General features: G+C 65.9%; 14 protein-coding genes. 6 read left to right on the plus strand and 8 right to left on the minus strand.

The window, feature by feature from the left end; genetic code table 11:
* Positions 1-3: 3 nt before the first annotated feature.
* Positions 4-495: an aminoacyl-tRNA deacylase gene (locus AAFF27_09075; GenBank protein ID XAH25326.1), complete on the plus strand. Its 492-nt coding sequence runs from the start codon at positions 4-6 to the stop codon at positions 493-495.
* A gap of 58 nt (positions 496-553) precedes the next feature.
* Positions 554-1,198, plus strand: coding sequence for a glycerol-3-phosphate 1-O-acyltransferase PlsY (plsY, locus tag AAFF27_09080; GenBank protein XAH25327.1), 645 nt, complete (start codon positions 554-556; stop codon positions 1,196-1,198).
* A gap of 50 nt (positions 1,199-1,248) precedes the next feature.
* Here plsY and AAFF27_09085 read toward each other — a convergent pair whose 3' ends face one another.
* The 3 genes from AAFF27_09085 to AAFF27_09095 all read right to left on the minus strand — a co-directional run bounded on the left by AAFF27_09085 (position 1,249) and on the right by AAFF27_09095 (position 3,546).
* Positions 1,249-2,265, minus strand: a complete 1,017-nt coding sequence (locus AAFF27_09085; GenBank protein ID XAH25328.1) for a phosphodiesterase — start codon at positions 2,263-2,265, stop codon at positions 1,249-1,251.
* A 19-nt stretch (positions 2,266-2,284) separates the two neighbouring features.
* Positions 2,285-2,770, minus strand: a complete 486-nt coding sequence (locus tag AAFF27_09090; GenBank protein ID XAH25329.1) for a YajQ family cyclic di-GMP-binding protein — start codon at positions 2,768-2,770, stop codon at positions 2,285-2,287.
* A gap of 89 nt (positions 2,771-2,859) precedes the next feature.
* A complete protein-coding gene (locus AAFF27_09095) occupies positions 2,860-3,546 on the minus strand; it encodes a TIGR02281 family clan AA aspartic protease (GenBank protein XAH25330.1) in 687 nt (228 codons plus the stop codon).
* Between the two features lie 32 nt (positions 3,547-3,578).
* Here AAFF27_09095 and murB point away from each other — a divergent pair, with 32 nt between their 5' ends.
* On the plus strand, positions 3,579-4,637 hold the full coding sequence (murB, locus tag AAFF27_09100; GenBank protein ID XAH26191.1) for a UDP-N-acetylmuramate dehydrogenase: 1,059 nt from the start codon (positions 3,579-3,581) through the stop codon (positions 4,635-4,637).
* Positions 4,638-4,922: 285 nt separating this feature from the next.
* The gene (locus tag AAFF27_09105; GenBank protein XAH25331.1) at positions 4,923-6,158 is read left to right on the plus strand and encodes a hypothetical protein; all 1,236 of its coding nucleotides are present in this window, start codon (positions 4,923-4,925) and stop codon (positions 6,156-6,158) included.
* Between the two features lie 228 nt (positions 6,159-6,386).
* On the opposite strand, the gene argG is transcribed toward AAFF27_09105, so the two are convergent.
* On the minus strand, positions 6,387-7,739 hold the full coding sequence (gene argG, locus AAFF27_09110; GenBank protein ID XAH25332.1) for an argininosuccinate synthase: 1,353 nt from the start codon (positions 7,737-7,739) through the stop codon (positions 6,387-6,389).
* Between the two features lie 159 nt (positions 7,740-7,898).
* Entirely contained in the window at positions 7,899-8,216 is a 318-nt protein-coding gene (locus AAFF27_09115) for a pyrimidine/purine nucleoside phosphorylase (protein ID XAH25333.1), read from the minus strand.
* A 144-nt stretch (positions 8,217-8,360) separates the two neighbouring features.
* Here AAFF27_09115 and AAFF27_09120 point away from each other — a divergent pair, with 144 nt between their 5' ends.
* A complete protein-coding gene (locus AAFF27_09120; protein XAH25334.1) occupies positions 8,361-8,945 on the plus strand; it encodes a sigma-70 family RNA polymerase sigma factor in 585 nt (194 codons plus the stop codon).
* Positions 8,942-9,712 (plus strand): anti-sigma factor, encoded by a 771-nt coding sequence (locus AAFF27_09125; GenBank protein XAH25335.1) that lies wholly within the window; start codon positions 8,942-8,944, stop codon positions 9,710-9,712. Before AAFF27_09120 ends, AAFF27_09125 begins: the two co-directional genes overlap by 4 nt.
* 79 nt (positions 9,713-9,791) lie before the next feature.
* On the opposite strand, the gene AAFF27_09130 is transcribed toward AAFF27_09125, so the two are convergent.
* From AAFF27_09130 to AAFF27_09140, 3 genes are all read right to left on the minus strand, one after another.
* Entirely contained in the window at positions 9,792-10,121 is a 330-nt protein-coding gene (locus AAFF27_09130; GenBank protein XAH25336.1) for a P-II family nitrogen regulator, read from the minus strand.
* Positions 10,122-10,183: 62 nt separating this feature from the next.
* A complete protein-coding gene (locus AAFF27_09135; GenBank protein XAH25337.1) occupies positions 10,184-13,282 on the minus strand; it encodes a CusA/CzcA family heavy metal efflux RND transporter in 3,099 nt (1,032 codons plus the stop codon).
* 4 nt (positions 13,283-13,286) lie between these two features.
* On the minus strand, positions 13,287-14,462 hold the full coding sequence (locus AAFF27_09140) for an efflux RND transporter periplasmic adaptor subunit (GenBank protein XAH25338.1): 1,176 nt from the start codon (positions 14,460-14,462) through the stop codon (positions 13,287-13,289).
* Positions 14,463-14,476: the final 14 nt, after the last annotated feature.

Consider the following 14,476-nt stretch of genomic DNA (forward strand, 5'->3'; position numbering starts at 1 on the left):
TCCATGGCCAAGAAATCGCACGTCTCCGAAACGCCCGCCACGCAGCTGCTGCGTGCGCACGGCGTGGCGTTCACCGAGCATCCCTACGAGTACCTGGAGCATGGCGGTGCGCAGCACAGCGCCCAGGTGCTGGGGCTGGACCCGTTCAGCGTCGTCAAGACGCTGGTGATGCAGGACCAGGACGCCAAGCCGTTGCTGGTGCTGATGCATGGCAACCGCACCGTCTCCACCAAGAACCTGGCACGGCAGATCGGTGCCAAGTCGGTCGAGCCCTGCAAGCCTGAGGTGGCCAATCGCCACAGCGGCTACCTGGTGGGCGGCACCTCGCCCTTTGGCACGCGGCGCGAGATGCCGGTCTACATAGAGGAAAGCATCCTGGCGCTGCCGCGCATCTGCATCAATGGCGGGCGGCGCGGCTACCTGGTGGGGCTGGAGCCGCAGGTCTGCGTGCAGTTGCTGGGCGCGCAGCCGGTGCACTGCGCGCTGGCAGAATAGCCGGCTTCCTCCTCTTGCCGGCGCACTGCATGCCGGCACTCCCTGCGAGACAAACGCCTTGGACCTTCTTCTTCCCATCCTGGCCACGGTCGCCGCCTACCTGATCGGCTCGCTGTCGTTTGCCGTCATCGTCAGCCGGGCCATGGGCCTGGACGATCCGCGCAGCTACGGCAGCGGCAACCCTGGCGCCACCAATGTGCTGCGCTCGGGCAGCAAGCCGGCGGCCATCGCCACGCTGCTGCTGGACGCGGCCAAGGGCTGGCTGCCGGTGATGCTGGTGCGCTGGTGGGGACCGGCCTGGGGCCTGGACGGCGGCACCGTGGCGCTGGTGGGGCTGGCGGCCTTCCTGGGGCATCTGTACCCGGTGTTCTTCCGCTTCCGGGGCGGCAAGGGCGTGGCCACGGCGCTGGGCGTGCTGCTGGGCATACAGCCGCTGCTGGGCCTGGCGGCGGCGCTGAGCTGGCTGGTCATGGCGGTGTTCTTCCGCTATTCGTCCTTTGCTTCGCTGGTGGCGGCGGTGTTCGCACCCTTCTTCTACTGGTTTGGCGACGGCGTGGCCTGGACGGCCGATGTGCGCATCACCGCGGCCATGGTGGTGATGGGGCTGCTGCTGGCCTGGCGCCACCGCGAGAACATCCGGCGCTTGCTGGCCGGAACTGAATCTCGCCTAGGCTCCCGCGCTGGAAAATCCCGGTCGTCTTAGAGCGTGTTTGCGATCTCTATGGGATCCCCATACAGATCGCAAACACGTTCTTAAGACTGCGGCTTCGGCCGCGCCGCATCCAGCGCCGCAATGTGGCGGCTGGCCTGCACGCCGATCTGCAGCAGTACCCGGTAGTTGAGCGGCGCACCCAGTTGCGCATGGGTCAGTGCCGAGCGGATGCGGGGTGACCCGGCCGACACACGGTGCAGGCGCGGCCGGCGCATGGGTTGGCGCTGGGCATCCAGCACCACCGCGACCACCGGCTGGTTGGCGGTTTCGCTGCGCCGCACCACCACGGCGGTCTCGCCGTTGTCCAGCTCCACAAAAGTGCCCGGCGGGCACAGGCCCACGGCGCGCACCAGGGCGTAGCCGACCTCGTCACGGTAGTCGTCGCGGCCGTCGAGGATGGCGCGCACCGAGTCCAGCGCGCTGCGCCCGGTGCGCGTGGTGCGCGGGCTGATCATGGCGGCGTAGCGGTCTATGGTGCGCAGCACATGCGCCAGGCGGTCGGCCGGCGCCATCTCGGTCAGGCCCGTGGCGTGGTCGCTGGCCGCATGGTGCTGGCGCACCACGTCGATCCAGGTGCTGTCGGTCACGCCCAGGCGCGTGAGCAGGGCGCTGCCGTCGGCGGCGTGGTGCTCGATCACCATGCGCTGCTGGGCGTTGGGGCGTTCTTTTTGTGCGGACAGGCGGTCCTGCACATCGGTCATGGCGATGTTCATGGTCATCGCCGCATGTACCAGCACATCGCGCTCGTTGCGCGGCAGCTTCAGCTCGTCGGCCACGATGTGGCACAGCGCGGCGCAGACCAGCGCGTGCGAGGCGCTGTAGCCCACCGACGAGGTGGAGGCCAGCTGAAACAGCAGGTACAGCGCCGTATCCAGATCCTGCAGCACCAGCGCCTGCATCCAGCGGTCGTACTGCAGCACCTTCTGCGGGAAGTCCTGCACGTTGAAGGGCCGCGTCAGCACCACCGACAGGCCCGACTCCAGGTCGGCCCACAGGCTCAGCAGGTCTTCGCCGGAATCGTCGGCTGGGGCTGGGATGGCGGTCGGGTGGGTTGCCATCGGCTGGCAGGGGCGGTTCTTAGTCGCGGAAGTTGTTGAAGCTGATAGGCACGTCGGCCACGTCCTTCTTCAGCAGTGCCATGGTGGCCTGCAGGTCGTCGCGCTTGGCGCCGGTGATGCGCACCGAGTCGCCCTGGATCGCGGCCTGCACCTTGAGCTTGCTGTCCTTGACCAGGCGCTGGATCTTCTTGGCCAGCTCGGCCTCGATGCCGTTGCGCACCTTCAGCACCTGCTTGACCTTGTCGCCGCCGATCTTCTCGACCTTGCCTTTGTCCAGGAAGCGCACGTCCACATTGCGCTTGGTGAGCTTGTTGCGCAGCAGGTCTTCAACCTGGGCCAGCTGGAAGTCGGCGTCACCGAACATGGTGATTTCCTTCTCCTTCAGCTCCAGGGCCGCGGAGGTGCCCTTGAAATCAAAGCGGGTGCTGATTTCCTTGGCTGCGTTGTCGACGGCGTTGCGCACCTCCACCAGGTCGGCTTCGCAAACGGTATCGAAAGACGGCATACAAACACTCCAGAAATATTCAGAAACAGCACGCGATGTTATGCCAAAGGCCGGCCCTCCCGGAACGGGCCCGGGGCGGGTGGCCTGGCTCAGAAGCGCCGGGTCAGCACCATCTCGTCGCTGGTGCGGGTCATCTGGAAGCGGTTCAGGAAGCTGTTGCCCAGCAATATGAAGGGCATGGGCTGCGGCGTCACCATGGCTTCCACGTCATACACCTCCACGTCGGCGATGCGCACCAGCGCCAGCCGGATGCGCCAGCCCTGCGTGACGCCGTTGGCGGTGCCCACGGCCGCGCGCTGGCCGTCGCGGTAGCGCAGGCCCAGCCGCTCGGCCTCGTCCTGCCCCATGGCGATCTGGCTGGCGCCGGTGTCCACCACGAAGCGGGTCCCCTGGCCGTTGATGCTGCCCTGGGTAAAGAAGTGGCCCGCGCTGTCGCCCGCCAAAACGATGCGCGTGCCCCGGCCGGAAGTGCCGGCGGCGCTTACCTGCACCGGCGTGCCGCCCAGCTGCAGCTGCATGCGGTGGCCTTCGACCTCTACCTGCGCGTCTTCGCGGCCCACGGCCAGCAGCCGCACGCCCTGTGTCGATTCGCCCGGTGCCAGCGCCATCGTCCGGCCATCGACCACCAGCAGCGCTTTCTTGCCCAGCACCCCGGCCAGGCTTACCGCTGGCGGCGCGGCCCGGGCGGGCGCCATGCCCAGCACCAGCGCGGCTGCGCAGCAAGCCAGGGAGGCCCGGCGCAAGCGGCAGGCGGGGCGAAGGGGGAGGGCTGCCATGCGGGGCGGAGGAGAGTGAGAAAATGCCAGGGATGTTAGTCGAGAAGAACGTTCCCCTTCAGTCCTACAACACCTTCGGCATCGTCGCGCGGGCGCACCAGTTGGTGCGCGTGGCGGGCGAGGACGACGTGCGCGCGTTGCTGGCTGACCCCGCCATGGCGGCCTTGCCCAAGTTCGTGCTGGGCGGCGGCAGCAACATCGTGCTGACCGGCGATGTGCGCCCGCTGGTGCTCAAGGTCGAGGTGAAAGGCCGGCGCGTGCTGGAAGACGGCGAGCGCGGCTGGCTGGTCGAGGCCGGCGCCGGCGAGGTCTGGCACGACACCGTGGCCTGGACCATCACCCAAGGCCTGCCCGGGTTGGAAAACCTGGCCCTCATCCCCGGCACCGTGGGCGCCGCGCCGGTGCAGAACATCGGCGCCTATGGCGTCGAGCTGCAAGACCGCTTTGATTCGCTCGACGCCATCGACCTGCAGACCGGCCGCGTTTTTACATTGAACGCCGCCCAGTGCGCCTTTGGCTACCGCGACTCGGTGTTCAAGCACGCGGCCGCCGGCCCCAATGACCTGGGCCTGCTGGGCCGGGCGCTGATCCTGCGCGTGCGCTTTCGGCTGCCGCGGCCCTGGAAGCCCGAGCTGGGCTACCTCGATCTGGAGCGCCGCCGGCAGGAAGAGGGCGTGGCCGCGCCCACGCCGCAGCAGGTGTTTGACTGGGTCTGCGACATCCGCCGCGCCAAGCTGCCCGACCCGCGCGTGATCGGCAATGCCGGCAGCTTCTTCAAGAACCCCACCGTCAGCCCCGAGCAGTGCGCCGACATCATCGCGCGCGAGCCCAAGATCGTGCACTACCCCATGCCCGACGGCACGGTCAAGCTGGCTGCGGGCTGGCTGATCGACGCCTGCGGCTGGAAGGGCAAGTCGGTCGGCAATGCCGGCGTCTATGAGAAGCAGGCGCTGGTGCTGGTCAACCGCGGCGTGGCCCGCACGGCCACCAGCGCCACCGGCGGCGAGGTCATGACCCTGGCCAAGGCGATCCAGACCAGCGTGTATGAGCGCTTTGGCATCCGCCTGGAGCCGGAGCCGGTCGTGGTTTGACGAATAGCGGAGCTATAAAATATATAGCTAAAAGTCTAGGATTTTTCTGGGATCGAGGCTGATTCTCCCCACAAATCCACCCGAAGGTGGATTTGTCGCTTTTGTTGACCTCAACTTCCGTCAAGAGCGGCCGGCCGCGACGGATGCACATATCCCAGCCTGAACGAATTTCAAGTGAGCAAGATCTGGACCGAAGCTCTAGCCGCGCTTTTGCTAGGATCATGCGCAGCTCCGTAGCTCTGCAATAAAACTGGAAAGCCAGTAATTTTCAACAAGATGCTATTTTTGAAGCGCTCCCCCGCCAAACGATTACGGCGCGCACGCGTGGCCCAAAGTCCTACTCGCCCCTTCGCTGCACTGATCACGTGGCTCGCCGATTACTTTAAGCAGAACCCGTTCAAGGTCCTCAGTACTGCGGTATTGATCTTCGGCTCCTTTTTGCTGGTGCCTGTTTTCTGGGGCATCGGAGAACTGCCGCAACTTGATGTTCCCAGTATGTTGCCTCTGCTGGGAACTATCGCTTTGGGCGGCCTCTTACTTATCTTTTTCCTCGCTGCCATGCCGATGGCTGGCGGATGGCTGACCCGCTCCAAACCCAATGCTCCCGCGTGGCAATCGGACTGGTGGTCGGTGCTCATCTACGTGGTGCCTGGCATAAGCGTCTCACTCTTGCTTTGGGCCTCCATAACCTGGTTCCAATTTTGGGAAGGCCGTGCTGGATATGTCGCTACGCTATTGATGACACTGGGACCTGTTCTGGCCGGCGTTCGAATGTGGACCTTGCGTCGTTCGATTTCGAGTCGGACGACGTTGATTTCTGAAGGGGGGACGCTTGCGTGGAATTCGTTCGTTCTGACTGTTCTTACGGCCTACTTGGTTGTCGCGTCGCTCCTGATCGTCTTGCCAGAAAGCCAGGCCGTGAGCGATCTCGCAGCTACCATTGTGCTGTGGACGGTGTATGCCTCCGTCGTCACGATACTTGTGGTCCGGATCAAAGCTCTGGAGGTGATTAGCATCGTATTGGCCTCTGCTTTTCTGGCGGCCATCTTGCTGTTGGTGGGGACGGGAGGGATGACTTCCATTTCAAAAGCGATGCTGCAAAAGGCCGGATGGGGGAATTATCCAGCCAAGCTGTTCGTCACCGATCGGGGTTGCGACATTCTCAATCGGAGCACGGGTCATCTAGTTTGCAAAACCGAAAATGCGGCGGGTGGAAACTTGGTATGTCCAGTAGTCGTTCGCTCTCGGATTGGAACGCCTAATTTCCTTTTCGTCTCATCATTTACGTCTTCTGGTGGCTGGCCAAATCGCGAGAAAGTCTTCAACGTGTCGTTGCCCAAAGAGGACGTGATCGTGCCGCAGCGGATTGCAGAATTGAAGGCATCCAAGCAGCCGCTGGACGGGCGCAGCACTCAGGACCCTGTTACGTACCTTGTTCCGCAGAGCAATGAGCGCGGACAATGGATGATGGCTCAGTGTGGTCCAGCGGCAGGGGATAACTCTCCGGACATCAGCCCCTGACGGCGTACGGGTTCGAGCGGATGCTCGGAGACTTGTTTCCACCCGATCAATGGTCCGCGTTCAATTCTTGCGCGCCGATAGGTGAGCCACGCCATCGATGGCATTCGCATGAGCCCTGGATAGTCACAGCAACTCCCATCCCCTCAAGAGGGGCAGAACTCTGAGGGGGCTTGCGTAACAGCTATACAAGGCCGGCTTTTGTCCCTCTCGCGGCAGCCGGCAACCGGATCAGTCCTTCTTGCCCGGCTTGCCCGAACCACCCAGTTGCGGCACGGCCGCGTCGGCGCTGGACGACAGCAGCCCGGTCTTCAGGTAGATGCCCAGCTTGTCGCGGGTATCGATGATGTCCAGGTTGCGCATGGTCAGCTGGCCAATGCGGTCGGCGGGGGAGAAGGGCGCGTCTTCCACCTTTTCCATGCTCAGGCGCTCGGGCTTGTAGGTCAGGTTGGCCGATTCGGTGTTCAGGATCGAATAGTCGTTGCCGCGGCGCAGCTCGACCGTGACCTCACCCGTGACGGCACGCGCCACCCAGCGCTGGGCGGTTTCGCGCAGCATGATGGCCTGCGGGTCGAACCAGCGGCCCTGGTACAGCAGGCGGCCCAGCTTGCGGCCGTTGTCGCGGTACTGCTCGATGGTGTCTTCGTTGTGGATGCCGGACACCAGGCGCTCGTAGGCGATGAACAGCAGCGCCAGGCCGGGGGCTTCGTAGATGCCGCGGCTCTTGGCTTCGATGATGCGGTTCTCGATCTGGTCGCTCATGCCCAGGCCGTGGCGCCCGCCGATGCGGTTGGCCTCCAAAATCAGCTCGACCAGGTCGGAATACTCCACACCATTGAGCGCGACCGGGCGGCCTTCCTCGAAGCGCACGCTGACCGTCTCGGCCTTGACCGCGACTTCTTCCTTCCAGAAAGCCACGCCCATGATCGGGTTCACGATCTTGATGCCGCTGCTCAGCAGCTCCAGGTCTTTGGCCTCGTGCGTGGCGCCCAGCATGTTGGAGTCGGTGCTGTAGGCCTTCTCGGCCGACATCTTGTAGCCAAAGCCGGCGGCGGTCATGAAGGCCGACATTTCGGCGCGGCCGCCCAGCTCGTCGATGAAGGTCTGGTCCAGCCAGGGCTTGTAGATCTTCAGGCTCGGGTTGGTCAGCAGGCCGTAGCGGTAGAAGCGCTCGATGTCATTGCCCTTGAAGGTGCTGCCGTCGCCCCAGATGTGGACGTCGTCTTCCTTCATGGCGGCCACCAGCATGGTGCCGGTCACGGCACGGCCCAGCGGCGTGGTGTTGAAGTAGGTCACGCCCGCGGTCGAGATATGGAAGGCGCCGGCCTGCAGCGCGGCCAGGCCTTCGGCCGCCAGTTGGCTGCGGCAGTCGATCAGGCGGGCCAGCTCGGCGCCGTACTGCATCGCCTTGCGCGGGATCTCTTCGTAATCGGGCTCGTCGGGCTGGCCCAGGTTGGCGGTGTAGGCATAGGGCAGGGCGCCCTTTTGCTTCATCCAGTGCAGGGCGGCGCTGGTGTCCAGGCCGCCCGAAAAGGCAATGCCGACCTTCTGGCCGACGGGAACGTTTTGGAGGATGGTCGACATGATGGGAGTTCCGTTGGGGGTGGCGCGGTTCAATGGTTCATGGCATTCGTGGCACGACTCTGCGCCGCGGATACCGTGGAACCGGCTTCGCCGGGCCACTGGTATCGCCCCCGGCAAGGGGGTTGGAGAAGCGACACGAAGTGCGCGAAGCCTGGGGGTTTACCCAAAATGGCAGATGTAGTGATAGGTTTCGGTCACGCGGATCTCGAACTTCGAGTTGCCGGGGACGCTGAACTTCTCGCCGGGCGAAGACTTCACCCAGCTGTCGCTGCCGGCCAGCTTGTATTCGCAGCTGCCGGCCACGCATTCCATGATTTCAGGGGCGCCGGTGCCAAAAGTCAGCGTTGCGGGCAGCACCACGCCGACCGACTTCTTCGTGCCGTCCGGGAAGGTGATGCCATGGCTCACGCATTTGCCGTCAAAGTACACGCTGGCCTGGGTGGAGACGGACACGCCGTCGATCTTTTCGGTGGTCATGGAAGGCTGGGGTTGGAGGTGATGGGAGGAATGGCGGCTTCCCCGCCGGGGTTCCGGCTGGGAAAAACCCGCAATTTTAGGCGAGGGCGGCACGCATCCAAGCGCCGCTCTGCCGCGTAAGGCAGCCATGGACCACAATCGTGCATGGCTGCAGACCACCCCGACCAGGCGCTGATCGATCTTATGGAACGCATCGCCACCCATGACCAGGACGCAGCCGCCGCCCTGCGGGAGCTGTACGAGCTGACCTCGTCCCGCCTCTACGGCGTTGCCCTGCGCGTCACCGGCAAGCGCGAATGGGCCGAAGACGCGCTGCAAGACGCCTACCTCAACATCTGGCGCATAGCGGCCGACTACCGCGTCAGCCTGAGCCCGCCCATGGCCTGGATGGGCGTGGTCGTGCGCAGCCGCGCACTGGATTTTTTGCGCCGCCGCAGCAGCGAGCGCGTCGACCAGAACCAGGAACTGGACGACTACCTGCAAGAAACCATGGCCGGCGAGGGCATTGACCCGTCTGACGCCGCCAGCGCCAGCGAGCAGGCCTGGGCGCTGCGCCAGTGCCTGTCGCGGCTGGAGCCCAAGCAGCGCGAAGTGGTCAGCCTGGCCTACCTGCGCGACCTGAGCCACGGCGAGCTGGCCGAGCAGCTCAAGCTGCCGCTGGGCACCGTCAAGACCTGGATCCGGCGCGGCATAGAGCAGTTGCGCCACTGCATGCAGAGGTTCGCATGAACCTGCGCGACCACCCCGACCTGCTCGACCAACTGGCGGCCAGCCATGCGCTGGGCACGCTGCGCGGCGGCGCCCGCCGCCGCTTCGAGACCCTGGCCCGCGAAAACCCCGGCGTGCGCGCCCGCGCGCTGCTGTGGCAAGAGTGCTTTGCCTCGCTCACCGAGCTGCAGCCCGCCGATCTGCCCAGCCCCAATGTCTGGAAGCGCATAGAAAACGATCTGGCGGCGCTGCAGGTGCGGCGCGTGCCGGCAGCACCAACCGCATCGGACGCCTTGCTGCAGCGCCTGCGCCGCGCGCTCGGCCTGTGGCGCGGCGCGGCTTTGGCCGGCGCGCTGGCCACCGTCGCCGCCGTGGCGGTCGGTGTGCGGCTGGACCACCAGCTCGACCAGAGCGGCGTGCAACTGGCGCAGCTGCAATCGGTGTCCCAGGTGGAATACGTGGCCGTGCTGCAAGACGACAAGGCCAGCGCCTCGGTGCTGGTCACCTTCGACCCGGCCAAGCGCTCGCTCACCCTCAAGCGCGTGGGCAGCTACCAGGAGGCATCCGACCGCTCGCTGCAGCTCTGGGCGCTGCCGGTGTCCGGTGGCCCGAAGTCGCTGGGCGTGATCGGCGAAGGCCCGCTGGTGCGCCTGACCGCCGCCGAAGGCGAGGTCGCGCCCGTGCCCACGCTGGCCATCTCGCTGGAGCCCAAGGGCGGTGTCCCGCCCGGCAGCGGCCCGACCGGGCCGATCCTGTTCAAGGGGCCGCTGCTCAAGACCACGCTGTAGCGCGCGGTACGGGGTTTGGCATGAAATATGCCTTTAGCCCAGGACCCGCTTGGGCTGTTAGCTATCTATTTGATAGTTGTCACTCGTACACGCTGCGATCGCGTATGCGGTGCATCTCGCCAATGTCCACCACCCACACCAGCCCGTCGCCGATGTTGCCGGTGTGGCAGCTCTCGATGATGGCCTCGCGGATCACGGGGACCATGGTGTCTTCGGCGAGCACGCTGAGCATGATCTTGTCCGAGAAGTCGGTCAGCTCCTGCTTGACGGTGCGCTTGTCGACGGCGGCGGGGGCGGTGAAGCCTTCGGCCTTGAACAGGGTCACGCCGGGGAAGTTGGGGATGGCGCGCAGCGCGTCGCGCAGGCGGTCGATGCGGCTGGGGCGCACGATGGCGCGGATTTCTTTCATGGTGTTCTCCAGATAAGCGGTTGGAAGCGTGGCGCTTTGGACGCCACGCTTGTCTCTATGGCTTAAGCCTCCAAAGGCTTTTCATCAAACCAGCGGTACAGCGTAGGCAGCACCACCAGCGTCAGCAGCGTGGACGAGATCAACCCGCCGATCACCACGATGGCCAGTGGCCGTTGCACTTCCGAGCCCGGGCCGGTCGCAAACAGGAAGGGCACCAGGCCCAGCAGCGCGACGGTGGCGGTCATCATCACCGGGCGGAAGCGCTGCACGCAGCCTTCGCGCACGGCGGCGGCCACGTCGTAGCCGTCTTCGCGCAGCTTGCGGATGTAGCTGACCAGCACCACGCCGTTCAGCACCGCAATGCCCCACAGCGCGATGAAGCCCACCGAGGCCGGCACGCTCACGTACTCGCCGGTGACGAACAGCCCGACCAGCCCGCCGATGGAGGCAAAGGGCAGCACCAGAATGATCAGCCCGGCCAGCTTGACCGACTTGAACAGCATGAACAGCAGGAAGAAGATGGCGGCAATGGTCAGCGGCACGATGACGGCCAGCGTGGCCATGGCGCGCTCCATGTTCTCGAACTGGCCGCCGTACTCGAAGTAGTAGCCCTCTGGCAGTTGCACCTCGCGGTCGATGCGCTGCTGCACCTCGGCCACGAAGCCGGCCAGGTCGCGGCCCTCGACGTTGGCGCCCACCACCACGCGGCGCTTGCCGCTTTCGCGGCTGATCTGCGCCGGGCCGTCCATCAGCTGGATGCGCGCCACGCTGTACAGCGGCACCTGGGCACCGTCGGGCGTGGGCAGCATGGTGTTGCCGATGGCCTCGGCCGAGTTGCGCGCGCCCTCGGGGAAGCGCACCGCCACGGCGTAGCGGCGCTCGCCCTCATACAGCGTGGTCACCACCTTGCCGCCAATGGCGGCCTCGATGATGGCCTGCACGTCGGCCACGTTCAGGCCCTGGCGGGCGATGGCCTTGCGGTCGATGTCCACCATCAGCGCCTGCTGGCCGGACAGCCGCTCGATGCGGATGTCGCGGCTGCCCGGCACGTCTTTCAGGATGCGCGCGACCTGCTCGGAGACGCGTTTGAGCTCAGGCAGGGTGTCGCCAAAGACCTTGATTGCCACCTGCGAGCGCACGCCCGTCACCATCTCGTCCACCCGTTCGGAGATCGGCTGCGACAGCACGATCTGCACGCCCGGGATGGTCGACAGCTTCTCGCGGATTTCCTCGTCGATCTCGTCCTGGCTGCGCTTGCTGTCGGGGTCGAGCAGCACGATCGGGTCCGACTCGTTCGGGCCGGCCGGGTCGGCTGGCGACTCGCCACGGCCGAGCTTGGACACCACCGATTTCACACCCGACACCGAGGCCACCAGCTTCATCGCGTCCATTTCCATGCGGATGGATTCGTCCAGTGAGATGCTGGGCACGCGGTTGATCTGCGGCGTGAGCGCGCCTTCCTTCATGGTCGGCATGAAGGACTTGCCGAGGAAGGGGAACAGCGCCATCGAGCCCAGCAGCAGCAACACCGCCACGCCCAGCGTCAGCCGGCTGCGCGCGCTGGCGCCGTCGAGCAGGCGCAGGTAGTGCCGCTTCATGAAGGCGATCACGCGCGTGTCGTGGTCGCCCGCACCGGGCTTGACCTTCAGGAAGTAAGAGCACAGCACCGGCGACAGAAACAGCGACACCAGCAGCGAGACAAACAGCGATATGGCAATGGTCAGCGCCAGCGGGCCGAACATCTTGCCCTCGATGCCCTGCAGCGTCATCAGCGGCAAGAACACCAGGATGATGATCAGGATGCCGAAGATGGTGGGCGTGGCCACCTCGCTCGTGGCCTGCAGGATGGTGCGCACCTTGGAGGCGCCGCCTTCCTTCATCTGGCCCAGCCGGTGGTAGACGTTTTCCACCACCACCACGGTGGCGTCCACCATCAGTCCGATGGCAATCGCCAAGCCGCCCAGCGACATCAGGTTGGCCGAGATGCCGTAGCGGTTCATCATGATGAAGGTGGTGAGCGGCGTGATGATCAGCGTGGCCACCACGATCAGGCTGGAGCGCACGTCGCCCAAAAACACAAACAGCACCACCACCACCAGCGCAATGCCTTCGATCAGCACCTTGCCGACCGTCCACAGGGCCGAGTCGACCAGGTCGGTGCGGTCATAGAAGGACTTGATCTGCAGGCCGCCGGGCAGCATGCCCTTGGCGTTGATTTCGTCCACCCGCGCCTTCACCCGCGTGACAACCTCCTTGGCATTGCCGCCGCGCATCATCAGCACGATGCCCGACACCGACTCGGTATAGCCGCCCTTGATGATCGCGCCCTGGCGCGCCTCATGGCCCAGCTTGACCTCTGCCAGGTCGCGCACGAAGACCGGCACGCCTTTTTCTTCCTTCACCACGATGTTGCCGATGTCATCCAGCGTGCGGATCAGGCCCACGCCCTGGATCAGGTACTGCTCGGTGGCCACTGGCAAGAAGCCGCCGCTGGCGTTGGAGTTGTTGGCGGCAATCGCGTCCACCACCTTCTGCACCGACAGGCCGTAGTGGCGCAGCCGCGCCGGGTCTACCAGCGCCTGGTACTGGCGCACGTAGCCGCCTTGCGAGTTGATCTCGGCCACGCCCGGGATGGAGCGCAGCAGCGGGCGCACCACCCAGTCCTGGATGGTGCGGCGCTCGGCCAGTTCCTCGGGCGTGAGCGCGCGCTCGCCGTCGTCGGGGTGGTCCAGCGTGTACTGGTAGACCTCGCCCAGCCCGGTGGATACCGGTCCCAGCACCGGCACGATGCCGGCCGGCATGCGCGGCGTGACCTCGATCAGCCGCTCGGTGACGAGCTGGCGCGCAAAGTACACGTCGGTTTTTTCGGTGAAGACCAGGGTGATGATGGACAGCCCGCTCTTGTTGAGCGAGCGCATCTCGGTCAGCCCCGGCAGGCCGGTCATGGAGATTTCCAGCGGCACCGTGACAAAGCGCTCGATCTCCTCGGGCGAGCGGCCCGGGGCTTCGGTGGCGATCTGCACCTGCACGTTGGTGACGTCGGGGAAGGCATCGACCGACAGGCGCGTGGCCTCGCGCAGGCCGAAGGCGCAGAGCACCAGCGCCAGCACGACCACCAGCAGCCGCTGGCTCAGTGCGGCCCGGATCAGGGAAGTGATCATGGGCTTATTCCAGTTCTGCGCGCTTGCGCTCGTTGTTGAGGTGGAAGGCGCCATCGACGACGACTTCCGTGCCTTCCTTCACGCCCTGCAGCAGCGGGCGCACGCCATTGCTCTGCGGGCCAAGTTCCACCGGCGTCAGGCGGTACTGCTGATCGCCGGCCTGCACAAAGACGTGGTCGCGGTCGTTCTCGCGCACCACGGCGGCGGCGGGCAGGGCCAGCACCTTCTTGGGCGCGGCAGAGATGTACATGGTGGCCAGCATCTGCGGCTTGAGCGAGCGGTTGGCGTTGTCCACCTGGGTGCGGATGGCCACCGTGCGCGTCTCTGCCTGCACCGTGGCACCGACGTAGACGATCTTGCCGGTGAGGCGGGTGCCGCCCAGCGCGGGCACCTCGATCTCCACCGACTGGCCGGCCTCTACCGTGCTGGCAGCCTGTTCGGGCAGCGCGCCCACGACCCAGACTGTGCCCAGGTCGGCCACGGTAAACAGCGGGTCGCCCGGCTGGGCCACCTGGCCCTGGCTCACGGTGCGCTCTATCACCACGCCGGCGCGCGGCGCGCTGACCACGGTGGCCGTGGCCAGCGTGCCCTGGCGGCGCAGTTGCTCTACCTCACCGTTGGAGACACCCATCAGCCGCAACTGGTCGGTGGCGGCGCGCAGCTCGGCGCGGGCAATCGCCAGTTCGGATTCGCGGCGCTGCAGCTCGGCCGTGCCGATCACGTCGGCCTGTATCAACTGCTGTGCGCGCTCCACCGCGCGGCTGGCCAGCGCGCTGGAGGCGTTGGCGCGCAGCACGGCCAGCTGGGCCTGCGTCAGCTCGGGGCTGGCGACGCGGGCCAGCGCCTGGCCGGCGCGCACGTTGTCGCCCAGCTCGGCCAGCACCTCGGTCACGCGGCCGGTAACGGATGCGCCAATGCGCGACAGCAGGCGCTCATTGGCCTCGATGCGGCCAGCTACCTCTTGCACGGTGGCGATCTCGGCCGTGCGCAGCGGCGCAACCTTGAAGTTGGACGCCATCTGCGGCGGCACCTGCACCAGCATCGGGTCGGCCGGCGGGCTCACCGCGACTGGCGCGGCCGTGTCGGATTTGCCGCAGGCCTGCAGCAGCAGCGCGGCGCACAACAGCAGTGCGGCCTGCGCGCTGCGGCTTTGGGGAAGACGGGGGATTGAACGGAACATGGTCGGGTCCTCGA

Source organism: Xylophilus sp. GW821-FHT01B05 (genome assembly GCA_038961845.1).
Taxonomy (GTDB): domain Bacteria; phylum Pseudomonadota; class Gammaproteobacteria; order Burkholderiales; family Burkholderiaceae_C; genus Xylophilus.